This window comes from Caulobacter sp. HMWF025 (assembly GCF_003060965.1).
Classification (GTDB): domain Bacteria; phylum Pseudomonadota; class Alphaproteobacteria; order Caulobacterales; family Caulobacteraceae; genus Caulobacter.
In genome coordinates this window covers 18976-34432 of record NZ_QAII01000013.1, presented here as the reverse complement: position 1 = coordinate 34432, position 15457 = coordinate 18976, and the positions used below count along the sequence as shown (strand labels likewise).

Annotated in this window: 18 protein-coding genes; 12 read left to right on the top strand and 6 right to left on the bottom strand. The window is 67.7% G+C overall.

Features of this window, described 5'->3' with window-relative positions; genetic code table 11:
- From DBR10_RS01855 to DBR10_RS01835, 5 genes are all read left to right on the top strand, one after another.
- Nucleotides 1-1462: peptide chain release factor 3 (locus tag DBR10_RS01855; protein WP_233243184.1), on the top strand; the 1462-nt coding region annotated here is incomplete at its 5' end.
- Nucleotides 1463-1497: 35 nt separating this feature from the next.
- Nucleotides 1498-2454, top strand: coding sequence for an energy transducer TonB (locus DBR10_RS01850; RefSeq protein WP_108506096.1), 957 nt, complete (start codon nucleotides 1498-1500; stop codon nucleotides 2452-2454).
- Between the two features lie 13 nt (nucleotides 2455-2467).
- The gene (locus tag DBR10_RS01845) at nucleotides 2468-2848 is read left to right on the top strand and encodes a methylglyoxal synthase (protein WP_233243182.1); all 381 of its coding nucleotides are present in this window, start codon (nucleotides 2468-2470) and stop codon (nucleotides 2846-2848) included.
- Between the two features lie 64 nt (nucleotides 2849-2912).
- Nucleotides 2913-3830, top strand: coding sequence for a hypothetical protein (locus tag DBR10_RS01840; RefSeq protein WP_108506094.1), 918 nt, complete (start codon nucleotides 2913-2915; stop codon nucleotides 3828-3830).
- Nucleotides 3831-3915: 85 nt separating this feature from the next.
- Nucleotides 3916-4314, top strand: coding sequence for a hypothetical protein (locus DBR10_RS01835; RefSeq protein ID WP_146184212.1), 399 nt, complete (start codon nucleotides 3916-3918; stop codon nucleotides 4312-4314).
- 268 nt (nucleotides 4315-4582) lie between these two features.
- Here the strand turns inward: DBR10_RS01835 and DBR10_RS19605 are convergent, their stop codons facing one another.
- Complete coding sequence (locus DBR10_RS19605; protein WP_233243179.1) at nucleotides 4583-4789, bottom strand: hypothetical protein; 207 nt, start codon at nucleotides 4787-4789, stop codon at nucleotides 4583-4585.
- Between the two features lie 396 nt (nucleotides 4790-5185).
- On the opposite strand from DBR10_RS19605, the gene DBR10_RS01825 reads away from it, so the two are divergent.
- Together DBR10_RS01825 and DBR10_RS01820 are read left to right on the top strand one after the other, a co-directional pair.
- Nucleotides 5186-6562: a hypothetical protein gene (locus DBR10_RS01825; RefSeq protein ID WP_108506092.1), complete on the top strand. Its 1377-nt coding sequence runs from the start codon at nucleotides 5186-5188 to the stop codon at nucleotides 6560-6562.
- Between the two features lie 97 nt (nucleotides 6563-6659).
- Nucleotides 6660-6959, top strand: coding sequence for a TonB family protein (locus tag DBR10_RS01820; protein WP_108506091.1), 300 nt, complete (start codon nucleotides 6660-6662; stop codon nucleotides 6957-6959).
- Nucleotides 6960-7765: 806 nt separating this feature from the next.
- Here the strand turns inward: DBR10_RS01820 and lysA are convergent.
- The 3 genes from lysA to argH are packed head-to-tail and all read right to left on the bottom strand — an operon-like array spanning nucleotide 7766 to nucleotide 10765.
- A complete protein-coding gene (gene lysA, locus DBR10_RS01815) occupies nucleotides 7766-9031 on the bottom strand; it encodes a diaminopimelate decarboxylase (RefSeq protein ID WP_108506090.1) in 1266 nt (421 codons plus the stop codon).
- Between the two features lie 10 nt (nucleotides 9032-9041).
- Nucleotides 9042-9362 carry a hypothetical protein gene (locus DBR10_RS01810; protein WP_108506089.1) on the bottom strand — a complete coding sequence of 107 codons (321 nt, stop codon included), beginning with the start codon at nucleotides 9360-9362 and terminating at the stop codon, nucleotides 9042-9044.
- Complete coding sequence (gene argH / locus DBR10_RS01805) at nucleotides 9341-10765, bottom strand: argininosuccinate lyase (RefSeq protein ID WP_177486126.1); 1425 nt, start codon at nucleotides 10763-10765, stop codon at nucleotides 9341-9343. The genes DBR10_RS01810 and argH overlap by 22 nt, the downstream gene beginning before the upstream one ends.
- On the opposite strand from argH, the gene DBR10_RS01800 reads away from it, so the two are divergent.
- Together DBR10_RS01800 and DBR10_RS01795 are read left to right on the top strand one after the other, a co-directional pair.
- A complete protein-coding gene (locus tag DBR10_RS01800) occupies nucleotides 10766-11443 on the top strand; it encodes a TlpA family protein disulfide reductase (RefSeq protein WP_108506105.1) in 678 nt (225 codons plus the stop codon).
- Nucleotides 11440-12192 (top strand): GNAT family N-acetyltransferase, encoded by a 753-nt coding sequence (locus DBR10_RS01795; RefSeq protein ID WP_233243177.1) that lies wholly within the window; start codon nucleotides 11440-11442, stop codon nucleotides 12190-12192. Before DBR10_RS01800 ends, DBR10_RS01795 begins: the two co-directional genes overlap by 4 nt.
- Here DBR10_RS01795 and gluQRS read toward each other — a convergent pair.
- Nucleotides 12159-13010: a tRNA glutamyl-Q(34) synthetase GluQRS gene (gene gluQRS, locus DBR10_RS01790; protein ID WP_108506088.1), complete on the bottom strand. Its 852-nt coding sequence runs from the start codon at nucleotides 13008-13010 to the stop codon at nucleotides 12159-12161. The genes DBR10_RS01795 and gluQRS overlap by 34 nt on opposite strands.
- 5 nt (nucleotides 13011-13015) lie before the next feature.
- On the bottom strand, nucleotides 13016-13636 hold the full coding sequence (locus DBR10_RS01785; protein WP_108490651.1) for a TetR/AcrR family transcriptional regulator: 621 nt from the start codon (nucleotides 13634-13636) through the stop codon (nucleotides 13016-13018).
- Between the two features lie 157 nt (nucleotides 13637-13793).
- On the opposite strand from DBR10_RS01785, the gene DBR10_RS19600 reads away from it, so the two are divergent.
- From DBR10_RS19600 to DBR10_RS01775, 3 genes are all read left to right on the top strand, one after another.
- On the top strand, nucleotides 13794-13904 hold the full coding sequence (locus tag DBR10_RS19600) for a hypothetical protein (protein WP_233243175.1): 111 nt from the start codon (nucleotides 13794-13796) through the stop codon (nucleotides 13902-13904).
- 215 nt (nucleotides 13905-14119) lie between these two features.
- Nucleotides 14120-14599 (top strand): transcription elongation factor GreA, encoded by a 480-nt coding sequence (gene greA, locus DBR10_RS01780; protein WP_108506087.1) that lies wholly within the window; start codon nucleotides 14120-14122, stop codon nucleotides 14597-14599.
- Nucleotides 14600-14653: 54 nt separating this feature from the next.
- Nucleotides 14654-15301, top strand: coding sequence for a DNA-3-methyladenine glycosylase family protein (locus DBR10_RS01775; RefSeq protein ID WP_233243174.1), 648 nt, complete (start codon nucleotides 14654-14656; stop codon nucleotides 15299-15301).
- The last annotated feature ends 156 nt before the right edge of the window (nucleotides 15302-15457 follow it).

Genomic DNA, 15457 nt, shown 5'->3' with positions numbered 1-15457 from the left:
GGCCCGCGGCCAGACCCGCCGCACCCAGTCCGACTGGATGAAGATCGAGCGCGAGCGCGGCATTTCGGTCTCGGCCTCGGTGATGACCTTCGACCACGACGGTCTGATGTTCAACCTGCTCGACACGCCGGGCCACGAAGACTTCTCGGAAGACACCTATCGCACCCTGACCGCTGCCGATGCGGCGATCATGGTGCTGGATGCCGCCAAGGGCATCGAGCCCCAGACCCTGAAGCTGTTCGAGGTCTGCCGCCTGCGCGACATTCCGATCATCACCTTCATCAACAAGATGGACCGCGAGGCCCAGGATCCGTTCGAGCTGCTGGACGAGGTCTCGTCCAAGCTGGCCCTGGACCCCGCGCCGCTGTTCTGGCCGGCCGGGTCGGGCGGCCGCTTCAAGGGCATGCTGGACCTGCGGGCCCAGAAGTTCATTCCCTATGCCAAGAAGAGCTCGACCGACGACGAGGGCCATCCGGACCCGGTCGCCCTGAACTCCAACGCCATCAGCCGCTTCCTCGACCCCGAGGAACAGGCCGAGGTCGAGGAGGGGGCCATGCTGGTCTCCGAGGCCGCCAAGCCGTTCGACGTCCAGAGCTTCCTCGAGGGCCACATGACGCCGGTGTTCTTCGGCTCGGCCCTGCGCCATTTCGGGGTCGCCGAACTGCTGGCCGGCATCGGGGCCTATGCGCCGCCGCCCAAGCCGGCGAGGGCCCTGCGTTCGGGGGGCGAGACCCATGTCGCGCCGGGTGATCCCGAGGTCTCGGGCTTTGTCTTCAAGGTCCAGGCCAATATGGACCCCAATCACCGCGACCGGATCGCCTTCCTGCGCCTGACCAGCGGCCGCTTCACGCGCGGCATGAAGCTGAAGGCCCAGAACACCGGCAAGTCGATGAGCGTCAATGCGCCGATCATGTTCTTCGCCAGCGATCGCGAACTGGCCGAAGACGCCTTTGCCGGCGACGTGATCGGCATTCCCAACCACGGCGTGCTGCGGGTGGGCGACAGCCTGTCGGAGAGCGGCACCCTGCGCTTTGCCGGCCTGCCCAACTTCGCGCCGGAAATCCTGCGCCGCGTGCGGGTCAAGGATCCGCTGAAGGCCAAGCACCTGAAGAAGGCCCTGGAGGGGCTGGCCGAGGAGGGCGTCACCCAGCTGTTCCGCCCGATGATCGGCTCGGACTTCATCGTCGGGGCCGTCGGCCAGCTGCAGTTCGAGGTCATGGCCGACCGTCTGGCCAACGAGTACCAGCTCGACTGTATCTTCGAGGCCAGCCCCTATGCCGAGGCCCGCTGGCTGACCGGCGAGCGCGCCGATGTCGAGGACTTCGTGAACAAGCACCGCACCCAGATGGGCGAGGACATCGACAACCAGCCGGTCTTCCTGGGCAAGTCGTCCTGGGAAATCGGCTATGTCGCCGAACGGTTTGCGAAGGTGAAGTTCGAGCGGACGAAGGAACGGGGTTAGGGTTTAGCCACTACTTTGCGGACAATGAGGGAGCCATGAAGTTTCTTGCGCGGGCATTGGTCGTGCTTCTCTTGGCAGCCGCAAACACAGCTCGCGCCGAGCAGCCGCGGGTGGATGTGCCGGTTATCTCGACGGTCGAGGTGTCGGCCTACTATCCTGATCGTGCCCAGCGTATGGAGGTCAGCGGCTGGGCACGTATCCGGTGCACCATTAAGGCCGACGCGACGCTGGGAGACTGCGAGGTCGTGGGGGTAAACCCACCGGCTTTCGGTTTCGACTGGGCGGCCTTGAAGCTAGCCCCCGCACTTCGCGTGGCACTGAATGGGGCCGAACTCGAAAAGGTGGTTGGCCAGCCCATCTACAAGGCGTTCCGGTTCTCAGTCCCGGACTCGAAGGTATTTCCCGAGCCTGTCAGACCGCCAAGCCTTGCTGTTGTTGAGGCCGCTCGTCCGGCCGGGGCAGACGACATTGGAATGGCGACCTTGACTTGCGAGGCGCCCACAGTCGGCAAGGGTCTGGCACGAGACTGCGTCGTAGATGCTGAAGGTCCGATGGGGCAGGGGTTTGGAGCCGCCGCTAAGGCTTTGGCGCAGAGCGCATATCAAGTCGATATCGAGACTCTGGAGCCCAGACTTTCGTTTACCCTCAACAACGGTTCATTTTCAGAGATGAGGAAGGATCGTCTTGTAGCGCGCGCCGAGCGTTGGGTTGATCCCAAATACGGGAGCATGGCCGAGTTGCGCGCGATGGGAATGGTCCAGTATTGGGGCGATGCAGCGATATATTTGCGAGAAAAAAGCCCGCATCGGGATTTGATCGATTTTTCGCCCTCTGGCGTGAATGTCAACTGCGGCTGGACGGGCGATGGAAGTCTGAAAGACTGTAAAACAGATCTTGGTGTAGCGAGCGATCTAGGCAAGGCGGCGCTGGCTCTGGTGGACGACTTGAAACTGGTCCGAAGGGTGACCTTCAATATCAATTGGGGCCAATAGGATGCGCCAACCAGTGTCTGCTTCCCGCCCCCGTACCATCGGTCTCGTGGCCCATGATGACCGCAAGGCCGACCTCGTCGCCTGGGCCCTGGCGCACCGGGCGTTTCTGGAGGGCAATACGCTCTATGCCACCGGCACCACCGGCGGGCGGATCCTGGAGGCCATGCCGGACCTCGATTTGACCCGCTTCAAGAGCGGCCCGCTGGGCGGTGACCAGCAGTTGGGTGCCCTGATCGCCGAGGGGCGGCTGGACGTGCTGATCTTCTTCGTCGACCCGCTGTCGCCGCAGCCGCACGATGTCGACGTCAAGGCGCTGATCCGCATGGCGACCCTGGCCAACATTCCGTTTGCCTGCAATCCGGCCACCGCCGACCTGATCGCCCAAGGCTTCTGAGCCCTGGGCGCTTGATCCAGGCTGCGGAACACTCGAGTTTGCCGGAGCAAACTTGGGAGCGGGCATGCGTCGGATCGTCGTTCTGGGCCTGGCATGGGTCGCCGGCATGGGGGCATTGTCCCCGGCCTTCGCGCAGGGACCTCCACCCGGCGATACGCCGATCGAACCCTTGGGTGACAGTGCGTCCCAATTCTATCCCAGCAAGGCCCTGCGCGAGGAGGCCAATGGTTGGGCGCGGCTGCGCTGCGTTCCGAACGCGACCGGGGCCCTGACGGATTGTGTGGTCGTTGGCGAGGGGCCTGCGGGGTACGGGTTCGGCCGGGGCGCGATGAATCTGTCCCGGATCGCCCGGGTCCGTGCCGATGTCCTGCCCGCCGTGGCCGGCCGGCCGGCCCATTTCATGGTCGGGTTTGTGGTCCAGGACGGATACACCCCCGGTGATGCGGTTCTGTCGCCGGGACGTGAGGCCATTGAGGCCCATCGTCCGGCCGGGGCGGACCCGATCGCGATGGCCAGCCTGTCCTGCCTTACCCCCCTCACGGGCGGCGGGGCCCTCACCGACTGCACCGTGCAATCTGCTGGTCCACAGGGACAGGGTCTGGAGGCCGCCGCGCTGGCTCTGGCTGCCCGGGGTTACAGGGCAAAACTGCCGCCCGTGCCGCCCGAGGTGCAGTTTTCGCTCTCTGTGCAGTCGTTTCAGGTACGCGACGATAGGCCGTTCATCACACGGGTCGACAATGCCCCGGTGACTTTCGTTGTGTTGAAGGATCCGGCCTTGCCTGTGTCCACCGCCAAGCTTTCGCCCACCGGCGTAGCCCTGACCTGCCGGTGGCTGGAGGATGGACGTCTGCAGGCCTGTCTCGCCAAGCCCCGCAGCGGCGGGCCGGGAGCCACGCGTGGCCAGATCGCGGCGACCCTGGCTCTGGTGGATCGCCTGCGACTGGTGCGGCGTGTCGCCTTCAATATCAACTGGGGCCAGTAGGATCCGGGCGCATCGACTTCGATCTGCGCCTTGATCCTGCCCCCGAACCCGGTGAGGCTGTCTGATCAGCGGTAGGGGGCAAGCTATGCGAATGATCGTCGTGCTGGGCATTGCCCTGGCCCTGTCGGGATGTGCCGGTTCGGGCGGCGTACTGCGGGGCAAGGCGCTGCAGGCCAAGGTCAATATCGCGGCCCGTTCGCCGCTCGGCAGTCGCGACAACCCCGTGCGGGCTGACATGCCCGAGGGGCAGCGGGCCTATCTGGCACGGCTGCGCTGCGGCGACGGGGCTGCGCCGGCCTTCGAGCGGATGGGCAGCTATGGGCTCGGGCCGTTCGGATCGATCATCGACGGTTACCAGGTGACCTGCGCCGTTGCGGAGCTGAAGGAGCGGCAGGTCTTTATGGACATGTATCACTCCGGCCATGTCGAGCTTGCCCCCGTGCCGGGCTTTGCGATTGTTCCGCCGGCTGCCGTGAAGCCCTAAACCGGAAACTTCAGCAGGTTGGGTCGCGGGATCGCGGCCTTGAAGGCACCGCGGGTCTTGGCGGCATCGGCCCCGAAATCGGCCCAGGCCTTGACGAAGCCGGCCGCCGGGGCCGTGGCGGGCAGGGCGGCGACGCCGATGCGGCCGGCCCGGGCCTTGGACAGGGTGAGGATCTGGGCCCAGAACTCGGTCTCGTCTTCCGGCGCAAACTCCGGGTCGGCGGCCAGCAGACGGCGCAGGCCCAGCGCCGTGTCGGGGTCGGCGACGTTCAGGTGACGAGGGCCCCGGCCGGCGTCTCGGCCAGGGATTCGAGTGCTCGCACCAGACCGGTCAGGGCCATCTTCACGCCGGTGGTCCGCCGGTCGCCGCCGGCCTGGCCCACCCGCGTCTCGCCCTCGATCCGCACGAAACCATAGCCGCCATAGCCCGGGTCGGGCTGGCAGACACTGGCGATCCAGAGGGTGACTTGCGACATGGCGGGTGTCCCGGGTTGGCTCTTGAGCGTTCTAGCCTGCTTCGTTTCGGTCGGCAGCAGGCGAGCGTTCAGGGCCTTGCTGGAGAACGAAAAGTAAACGAGGTGTTAAATTTGATGGTTAACGTCATTTTTACACCTATGACCCGGATCTTAAGCGGGCTGGTTAAGGTCGGGAAGGTGCCGTCCGGCGCGGGCAAGAACTGTGCCAGAATGGGCCACAAATGCCGGAAATCGCCGGAAAAATCGCTCCGCGTTAACGAAATCCAACTATCTATGGTTAACGCCTCGTAAATACCTCTTAACCACTTGTTAAAGCGGTTGGCTCCGGCTTTGCTTCTGTCAGGCTGAACCCCACCGGACGTCTCGGTGCGGGACGGTTTGTCGGAGTACGGATCGATGTTCGAGTTCGGTCGGGATCTGAAGCGTCTGTTCGGTGTCGAGACCGGAGCGGAGTCGAAGGGCGCGTCCTACCGCGAGGGGCTGACCGGCGGGGATACCTCTCTGCTGGAGCTGCTCGACATTCGCCTGCTCACCAACGAGGCCCGCTCGGCCGATGTGGCCGCCGGCCGGATCGGCACCAAGGACCGGGGCTCGCGCCTTCTGGAAGCGGCCGTGGTCTGGCGTGAACTGGCCCGACGGTCCGGCGATGCGGCCGCCCTGCGCAAGGCCGCCTCCCACGCCGAGGCCGCCGGCAAGATCTTCGAGACCGAAAAACGGACCGACGCCCTGGCGGCGGCGCGCTGCGAGCAGGCGGTTCTCGCCATCCTGGGAGCCGACCTGTTCGGCGACGAGGGCCTGCATGCGGCGGCCGGGGCCGCCCTGACCCTGGCCCGCACCGCGCCCAGCCAGCGTTGCGGCCTGGCCATGGCCCTGATCGCCGGCCTCGACGGCCGCGCGGGCCTGGCGGAAAACAATCTCGACCGGGCCCTGGCGGCCGTGCAGGGCTTTGAAGCCCCGCTGCGGGCCCTGGCCGCGGCCAAGCGCGTCAAGGGCGGCTCGGCCCGGCTGCTGCTGGCCGAGCAGCGGGCGGCCCGCATCGAGCTGATCCTGACCTGCTCGATCCGTCTGCGCGATCGCACCCTGGCCCATCTGGCCATCAGCGAGGCGACGACTGCGGCCGCCGCCCTGGACCCCGACTTCGAGCCCCTGGCCTGGTCGCGTCTGGAAGGCCTGCGTGGCGCGGCCCTGGTCCAGCTCGGCGAGCTGGACGGCGAACTGACCAATATTGCTGACGGGGTCGAGGCCCTGACGGCGGCGCTCGAGCCCCTGTCGATGGAACACAGCCCGATGGACTGGGCCCGGTCGCAGGCAGCCCTGGGGGCCGGACTGCAGGCCGTGGGCGAGGCGACGACCAGTGAACGGGCCTTCGAACAGGCCGTGACCTGCTATGACCGGGCGACCCAGGTGCTGAAGGTGCAGCCCGCCCTGGCCCTGCGCGCCGTGGTGGCCAACAACCGCGCCCTCAGCCTGGCCCGCTGCGCCGAACTGACGGCCGACCTGGCGGTGCTGGATGCGGCCGAGATGGCCTTCAAGTCCGAACTGGCCGAGCGTCCAGGCGCGCGCGACCCGGCCGCCTGGGCCGTCGCCCAGCTGAATCTCGCCCGCCTCTATGAGGCCCGCGTCGAGATCACCGGGCGCGACGACGGCCGGCTGGACCGCGCCGCTGTCGCCCTGGCCAGCGCGTTCGATGTGTTTTCCGAGCTGGGCTTGCGCTCGCTCACCGAGCTGGCGGCACAGGGGCTGCAAAGGGTGAAAGCGACCCACACTGTCTGACCCGGATCGGGACACAGGCAGCGGGAGGGGCGCTGAACCAGAACTTTGGGACCGTCGCGGACACGACGGTTTCGACCAGGAATGACAGGACGTTATCGTGATTGCTTCGTTTGTTCTCGCCGCCATGATCTCGAACGCCGCGCCCGCCAAGGCCCCGTCGGACCTGCTGACCCCGGTGTCGCAGCCGCGTGAGGCCGTCGCCGTCCTGAACTGCCTGGTCAAGTCCGACGGTCACCTGACCTCGTGCACCGTGCTCGGCGAAAGCAATCCGGAACTCGGCGTCGGCGACGCCGCCCTGAAGATGGCCGCCCAGTTCCAGGTCGACCTGCTGGGCCCCGACGGCAAGAGCCGCGCCGGCTCGTTCATCGAAGTCCCGGTCCGCATCCGCATCCGCTAGGACCTAGTCCCGGCGGGGCCCCTGCAGGCGTGATGTTTCGGCGTCGCGCTGCGGGCGGCGAGGGCCTTCGGACAGACCTTGCAGCCCTCCGAACCCCGCCAATCCCCGTTCTCCGACGGGGATAACCACCCCGCATCCCGAGCCATTTCAACGCCCTGGCACCGCCACCCGGCGTGACGGTCGAAAACCTGTCCGCCCCCGCCAGACCGGCCGCATACTTCTCCTCGCCCCGTCGCAGGGGAGGGCGTCCGGCCGGCGACCTGATGCGCGGTGGGGGTGGTCGAGCGGGAAGCGCCCGTCGGCCGGTGTCGATGTCGTCCCCGGCGGGGACCGGTTCGAGGCGTGTAAGTCCCCCAGAGGGTCTCGCCGGGAAAAATCGGTCACCAACCCGCCGACGGAAGGCCCGGCCACGGCGACGACGCGCAGCAGGTCCGGGCTGAAATCGCCCGGACGGTCCGGAGGGGCGTCATCCCTTCCGCCCGTCGGGGGCCTCTGCCGGGAGCGGGTTAAAACCCCGCGCCCCGAAGGCTCACCGGAAAATCGGTCATGCGGAGCGCTCCGGCCCAGGCCGAAACGGTACTCCACTCCAAAAAGCTATTCCGGGCGTGGCCCGGACGCTCCGCCGCCTCCCCACCCTTCAGCGGGCCGCCCGCGTGAAGCCGAGACCCCATGTCTGGCTGAAGGCCGTCACTTGCCCCCTCCGGATGCTGCGCATCCTCCTCCCCCGGAGGGGGAAGATGAACTTATCCGCCCCCTCTGGGGGCGGACGACCTGCGCAGCAGGTCAGGTGGGGGCAGGTCTGGGGGCTACACCCAGTCCGGCACCAGATCGCGGGCCAGCATCTCGTCATAGGTCGGGCGGGCGCGGATCACGGCGAAGCGGTCGCCGTCGACCAGCACCTCGGGGACCAGCGGGCGGGTGTTGTATTCGCTGGCCATGGCCGCGCCATAGGCTCCGGCCGACATGAAGGCCACCAGATCGCCCGCCGCCAGCGGCGGCAAGGCGCGATCCCGCGTGAAGGTGTCGCCGGTCTCGCAGACTGGACCGACCACGTCATAGACCGCCTCGCCATCTCGCCTGGTCAGCGGCCGGATGTCGTGGAAGGCGTCGTACATGGCCGGGCGGACCAGGTCGTTCATGGCCGCATCGATGACCAGGAACTTGCGGCCTTCCGGGCGCGCGTGGATATGGATGACTTCCGAGACCAGCACCCCGGCATTGGCGGCGATCACCCGGCCGGGCTCGAAGGCCAGGCGGACCGGCAGGCCGGCCGTGACCTCGCCGACCATGGCCGCGAAATCGGCCGGCGAGGGCGGTTCGGGATGGTTGAAATAGGGCACGCCCAGACCGCCGCCGAGGTCCAGCCGCTCGACCGACAGGCCTTCGCCCAGCAACTGCTCGACGAGGCCCCGCATCTTGCTGAAGGCGGCCCGCATCGGGGCCAGCTCGGTGATCTGGCTGCCGATGTGGCAGGCCACCCCGACCGGCTCGAGGGCGGCGTGGTTGCTGGCATTGGCATAGAGGCGCGCGGCCTCAGCGAACGAGACGCCGAACTTGTTCTCGGCCTTGCCGGTGGCGATCTTGGCGTGGCCGCCGGCCGCGACATCCGGATTGACCCGGAAGGCCACCTTGGCCCGGACCCCCAGCTCGGCGGCGACGGCCGCGATCAGGTTCAGTTCGGGCTCGGACTCGACATTGATCTCGGCGACCCCGGCCTGCAGGGCAAATTCGATCTCGCGCCGGGCCTTGCCGACGCCCGAGAAGACGATGCGCTCGGCCGGAATGCCGGCCGCCAGGGCGCGGCGGACCTCGCCCTCCGAGACCGTATCGGCCCCGGCTCCGAGCTCGCCCAGAACCTTGAGCACCGCGACATTGGAGTTGGCCTTGACCGCATAGGCGATCAGCGGGTCGGCGACCCCGGCCAGTTCCAGGGCGTCGCGGAACACGGTGAAGTGCCGTTCAAGGGTGGCTCGGGAATAGACATAGACCGGCGTACCGACCTCGGCCGCGATCCTCGCCAGGGGCACGCCCTCGCAGGTCAGGCCCTCGGGGCCGTATTCGAAGTGGTTCACGTCAGAGCCGTCAGTTGGGCGTCGCGCCGGGGAACCCTGCCGCCGACGGACCGCCGAACGGGTTGGGGGCCGTGCCGGCCAGGGGCGCGGCGCGGACGGTGCGGTTGCTGGAGGCCGGGTCCATGATCTCCTGGGTCCCACCGGCCCGGGCGGGCTGGTTGGCCTGGGCCGAGGCGGCGCGGCGCTGGGCTTCAAAGGCGGCCTTCTTGACCGGGTCCCACATCGGGGCGGGACGCTCGAGTTCGGCCTGCTTGCCGCACGCGGCCAGGGTCAGGGCGGCGAGGGTCAGAAGGGCGAGGGGGCGCAGGGTCATGCGAGCAGTTCCTTCCAACGCGCAATCTGGGCGCGGACCTGGGCGGGGGCGGTCCCGCCATAGCTCATGCGGCTGGCCGCCGAGGCGGCCGGGGTGAGGACGGCATAGACCGCCTCGGTGATCTTGGGCTCGATCGACTGGAACTGCTCCAGCGACAGGTCCGCCAGATCAAGGCCCAGGCCTTCGGCCAGCTTCACGGCCGAGCCTGTCACGTGGTGGGCGTCGCGGAAAGGCATGTTCAGCGTCCGCACCAGCCAGTCGGCCAGATCGGTGGCAGTCGAGAAGCCGGCCCCGGCCGCCTGGGCCATCTTTTCGGTGTTGGGCGTCAGGTCGGCGACCATGCCGGCCATGGCCAGCAGCGACAGCTCGAGCGCGTCAAAGGCCTCGAAGGTCGGGACCTTGTCCTCCTGCATGTCCTTGGAATAGGCCAGCGGCAGGCCCTTCATGACCACGGTCAGGGTGGTCAGGCTGCCGAGGATGCGACCGACCTTGGCGCGGATCAGCTCGGCGGCGTCAGGGTTCTTCTTCTGCGGCATGATCGAGCTGCCGGTCGTGAAGGCGTCGGTCAGCTTGATGAAGCCGAACATCGGCGTCGTCCACAGCACGATTTCCTCGGCCAGGCGCGACAGGTGGGTCGCGGTGATCGAGGCGGCCGACAGGGCTTCCAGCGCGAAGTCGCGGGCCGAGACGCTGTCCAGCGAATTGGCGGTCGGGCGGTCAAAACCGAGGGTGGCCGCCGTGGCGTGGCGGTCGATCGGGAAGGGCGAGCCGGCCAGGGCGGCGGCCCCCAGCGGGCACTCGTTCATCCGGGCCCGGGCATCGCGGAAGCGCGAGGCATCACGGCCGAACATCTCGACATAGGCCATCAGGTGATGGCCGAAGGTCACCGGCTGGGCCGGCTGCAAGTGGGTGAAGCCCGGCATCAGGGCCTCGGCATGAGTCTCGGCCTGCGCCAGCAGGGCTTTCTGCAGGGCCTCAAGCTGGGCGGCCGAGCGGTCACAGGCCTCGCGGACCCACAGGCGGAAGTCGACGGCGACCTGGTCGTTGCGCGACCGGGCGGTGTGCAGGCGGCCGGCCACCGGGCCGATCAGCTCGCGCAGCCGCGCCTCGATGTTCATGTGGATGTCTTCGTATTCGTCGCGAAACGGGAAGGTCCCGGCCGCGATTTCGGCCTCGATGCGATCCAGGCCTGCGAGGATTTCCTCGCCGTCGCCCCTTGCAATCACCCCTTGGCTGATCAACATCCGGGCATGGGCGCGGGAGCCCGCCAGATCCTGCGCCCACAGGCGCTTGTCGAAGCTGATGCTGACATTGATCGCCTGCATCAGCTCCGCCGGTTTGGCCGAGAACCTGCCGCCCCACATGGCTTGACCCTGTCCGCCGCCGGCGGTGTCGGGTTTTTCGGAGGCGTTGTCGGTCATATGAGCGAAATCCAGTCGGAGGGTAACGGGACGGTTGCGCGCAAGCGCAGTGTTCTGAAATGGGCGATCGGCGGTGCGATGCTCATCGGCGTCGCGGCGGTTCTATACGTCATGGTCGCGGCTTCGTTCAAACCCGCAAGCGCGGCCGACCTCAATGAATTCAAGAAGGGGTCATTGGCTAAACTGATCCTGCCGGGGCAGCGGACTGATGCTTTTACCGAAGGCGACAAGCCACCGAGCCCTTTTCAGCCTGGTCCGCAGCCAACTACGGTGTTTAGCGATGAGACCGGAAAGCCGGTAACCCTTGCCGACTTCAAGGGGCAGGTGGTGGTGATGAACCTCTGGGCCACCTGGTGCGCGCCCTGCAAGAAAGAGATGCCGACCCTGGCCAGGCTGGCCGCCGCCTATGCCGTCCAGCCGCTGAAGGTGCTGCCGGTCAGTGTCGACCGGGATTCGGACCTCAACCTGGCCCAGGCTGAGATGGCCGCCAATGCGCCGCTGAAGCTCTACCGGGATCCGTCCTACAGGCTCTCCTTTGATCTGGTCCCGCGGGCTTTGGGCTATCCGACCACGGTGATCTACGACAAGCAGGGCCGCGAGCGGGCCCGACTGTCGGGCGAGGCCGACTGGTCCAGCCCCGAGGCCCGGGCCCTGGTCGAAAAGCTGCTGGCCGAGTGATCATCGACCCGGCCGTGCTTGAGCCGGTCGCTGACCGGGCCTGGCCGGCTCGCGACCAGGTCCGGCTGGGCGGCTGGCGGCTGAACGCCGCCGACGGCTGGTCGATGCGGACCAATGCCTGCTGGACCCTGGCCGATCCCGGCGGCGACCCGGAGGCTGTGCTGGATGCGGTCGAGGCCTGGTACCAAACCCGGGGCCTGCCGCCACGCTTCAAGCTGACTGATGGGGCGACCGCGCCGGCCGATCTGCCCGATCGCCTGACCCGGCGGGGCTACGCCGCGACCAAGTCGACCCTGGTCATGGTCGGGCCGGCCGAGGGGCGGGCTGATCCGGACGTGCAGCTGTCGCGGCAGCCCGATGCCCGCTTCGAGGCCGTGTTCACCGCCTCGGCCGGCGGCAATCGGGCCGATGCCCGCGAGCGGCTGGAGACCCTGGCCCGTATTCCGGCCCCGGCCCGGTTCGGCGGCCTGCTGATCGACGGCGAGACCGCTGCCCTGGGGGCCTGCGCCGTTGAAGGTGACTGGGTCGGGCTGTTCGGCATGCGGACCCTGGCCGATCACCGCCGCATGGGTCTGGCCCGGCGGATCCTTGGGGCCCTGCTGGCCGAGGCCACGGGGCTCGGGGCCCGGCAGGCCTATCTGCAGGTCGAGGCCGACAACGCCTCGGCCATCGCCCTCTATCAGGCCGCAGGCTTTCAGACGGCCTATCGTTATCACTACTGGGTCAGCGCCAGCCCCAGCTCGGCCTGAAGCGAGGCGGGGGTCAGGCCGGCGGCCCGGAGTTCCCGCAGGGTCTGGGCCCGGTCACGCTTGGCGTAGCGCTTGCCGTCCGGACCGAGCAGCAGACGGTGGTGGCGATAGACCGGCGTCGGCAGGTCCAGCAGGGCCTGCAGCAGGCGCTGGATGTGGGTGGCCTCGAACAGGTCCTCGCCCCGGATCACATGGCTCACGCCCTGCAGCGCGTCATCCAGCACGACGGCCAGATGGTAGGCCACCCCGACATCCTTGCGGGCCAGGACGATGTCTCCGGCGAGGTCTGGTCTTGCGGTTATGGTGCCGCTCTGGCCCTCGGGACCGGCGCCTTCCTCGACAAAGCTGAGGGTCTCGAAACCGTTCAGCGCCTGCTTCGCGGCCGCCAGGGAAAGGCGCCAGGCGAAGGCCTCGCCCCGGGCCAGCCGCTCGGCCTGTTCGGCTTCCGGCAGCGGCGCCCCCTCGAAGGCGGCCTGCGGTCCGTGCGGGGCCCGACCGATGTCGAGCTCCTTGCGGGTCCGGAAGCAGCGATAGATCAGGCCGCGTGCCCGAAGGCCGTCAAGGGCGCTGTGATAGTGGGCGAGGTGCTCTGATTGCCGCCGGACCGGGGTTTCCCAGCTCAGGCCCAGCCAGGCGAGATCCTCCAGCAGGGCCGCCTCGTAGTCCGGGCGGCAGCGGGTGGCGTCGATGTCCTCAATGCGCAGCAGGAACCGGCCGCCGACCGCCTGTGCAGCCTGGAAGGCTGTCAGGGCCGAGAACGCGTGGCCGCGATGCAGAAATCCCGTCGGCGAGGGCGCGAACCGGGTCGTAAAAGGCAAGGGGCTCAGCCCTTGTCGAACTTCGCGAACATACCCAGATGTTCGAACACGGCGCGGAGGAACGCGTCTTCGCCGCCGAGCAGGTCCTTGAGAGGCGCAAACTGCTTGAAGCTGATCATCTCGGCCAGGCCATGGCCTGCGCACCAGGCGGCGATGGTCGACAGTTCGAGGTCAATGTCGCTGAACCCGCCTTCGGCCTGTTCGGCGATGGTGTTGCGCACCTGACAGTAAGCGCCTTCCTCCTTCATCTGGTCGGGGAGGGCGTCCTTGTCGCGCGAGCAGTCATACATGACCCGGTAGAGGGCCGGATTGTCCCGCGCGAACTGCACATAGGCGACGCCGATGCTGGTCATCCGGTCCCGGGCATTCTGCGCGAGGGCGCGCGAGGCCATCAGGAAGCTGTCCAGGGCGACCCAGCCCTCATGGGCGACCGCTTCGAGCAGTTCGCCCTTGTCCTTGAAGTGGTGATAGGGCGCCGCCGGGCTGACACCCGCCTCGCGCGCCACCGCGCGCAGGGACAGGGCCGCCGGACCATCCTTTTCCAGGATGCGACGCGCGGCGTCGACGAGGGCGCGGCTGAGATCGCCGTGGTGGTAGGGGCGGGATTCGGTGGCTGCGATGGTCATTGATCTCACTCTAGCCCTTCCTTTCTAAAATTTCATCCAAACGCTGTAAAGATCATCTTGACGCCGTTCAGATCGATGCTATCTAAACACCGTCCAGATCGGACAGGCCTTCACCCCGGATGGGAGGGCTCAACCTGATAGCCAGAGAGATTGATCCATGCTCCGTTCGCTCACCGCCTTCGAAACCGCCTTTGACCGTATGGCCGGCGGCTACTTCCTGGTTCTGGCCATCGCCCTGGCGGGTGCCGTTGCCGGCGTGACCCTCTAGTTTCTGCCTGTGTCCGCGTACGGCAGGCGAGGCCGCTTCGGCCCGGCCTGCCGCCGCGATCTTCAGCGATCCAAACCACTTGCGCTTGAAGCGATCCTTGCCCGGGGCTAGCAAGGTCGGCCGTTGCGCCAGGAATTTCCGAGGCCTGCACCGGGAACAACCCGTCAGTCTCCGGATTTCCAGTCCATGTCCCATTCCGTCCAGTCCGTTTCCAGATGAGCGTTGCCTTCACCAAGGAAGGCGATAGCGAAGCCTTCGCCGCCGATCTGCTGGACCGGCCGATTTCGTCCAATCCCAATCTCGTGACGGCCCGTGGCCTGGCCCAACTTGAGGCCTGGCTGGCCGAGGCCCGTGCGGCCTACAGCGCCGCCCAGGCCCAGGGCGACGTGGCCGAAGACCGGACGGCCATGGCCCGGGCGACGCGGGACCTCCGCTACTATTCTGCCCGCCGGGCCAGTGCCCAGCTGACCGAACCCAACGGACCGGAGGGCGTGCTTCACTTTGGACAGGCCGTGACCTTCGACCGGGAAGACGGTCGTCGGCAGACCTTCCGCATCGTCGGCGAGGACGAGGCCAATCCGGCCGAGGGCTCGGTGTCCTATGTTTCGCCGCTGGCCCGGGCCCTGCTGGGCAAGGGGATCGGCGATACCGCCGTGGTCGGCGGGGGCGAGGTCGAGATCGTCGCCATCGGCTAGGCCGGCCGCAAGCTTCGGGTTGCGGGACCTCCGCCGGACTGCAAAGCTTGGCCGGTGCACACCCGAACCGGCCTGTCCCCTGAAGAGATCCGCTCCGCGCGGGACGCCCTCGTGCGGCTTGATCCCGCCCTGGCGCGGATTGAGGCCGTTACGCCGGATTTTGACTGGCGGGTCAGGGAGCCTGGCTTTGCCGGTCTCCTGAAGCTGATGGTGGAACAGCAGGTGTCCCTGGCCTCGGCGGCGGCCATCTGGGCCCGGGTCGAGCGCGGCCTCGGCGAGGTCACGCCGGCCGCGGTGCTGGCCCTTTCGGATGCCGAGCTACAGGGGCTGGGGCTTTCGCGCCCCAAGGTCCGCTATGCCCGGGCGATCGCCGAGGCGCAGGTGTCAGGCCTGTGTGACCTGCAACAGATCGGCAGACTGGACGACCAGGCCGCGACCGCCGCCCTGATGACCATCACCGGAATCGGCCGCTGGACCGCCGAAACCTATCTGATGTTCTGCGAGGGCCGTCTTGACGTGTTTCCGGGTGGCGACATCGCCCTGCAGGAGGCCATGCGCTGGGTGGATGGTGCCGGGGCCCGGCCTTCCCAGGTCGAGGCCTATCAGCGGGCTGCGGCCTGGGCCCCGCACCGGTCGGCTGCCGCCCATTTGCTGTGGCGTTGCTATGGCGCGGTCAAGCGACGGGAAATTCCGCCTTTCTGACGCGATCCTGCGAGATGTCTTGGTTCCGTCGCAGACATGGCTCATCCTTTCGGAGCGTTCGGGAATGAATGGCGATTCCTGAGAATGCGTAGGAAGGAGGCCCGTCTTCAGTCCGATCGCGTACAAGCTTCATAGGGATCCCCCGGGATCCGGAGG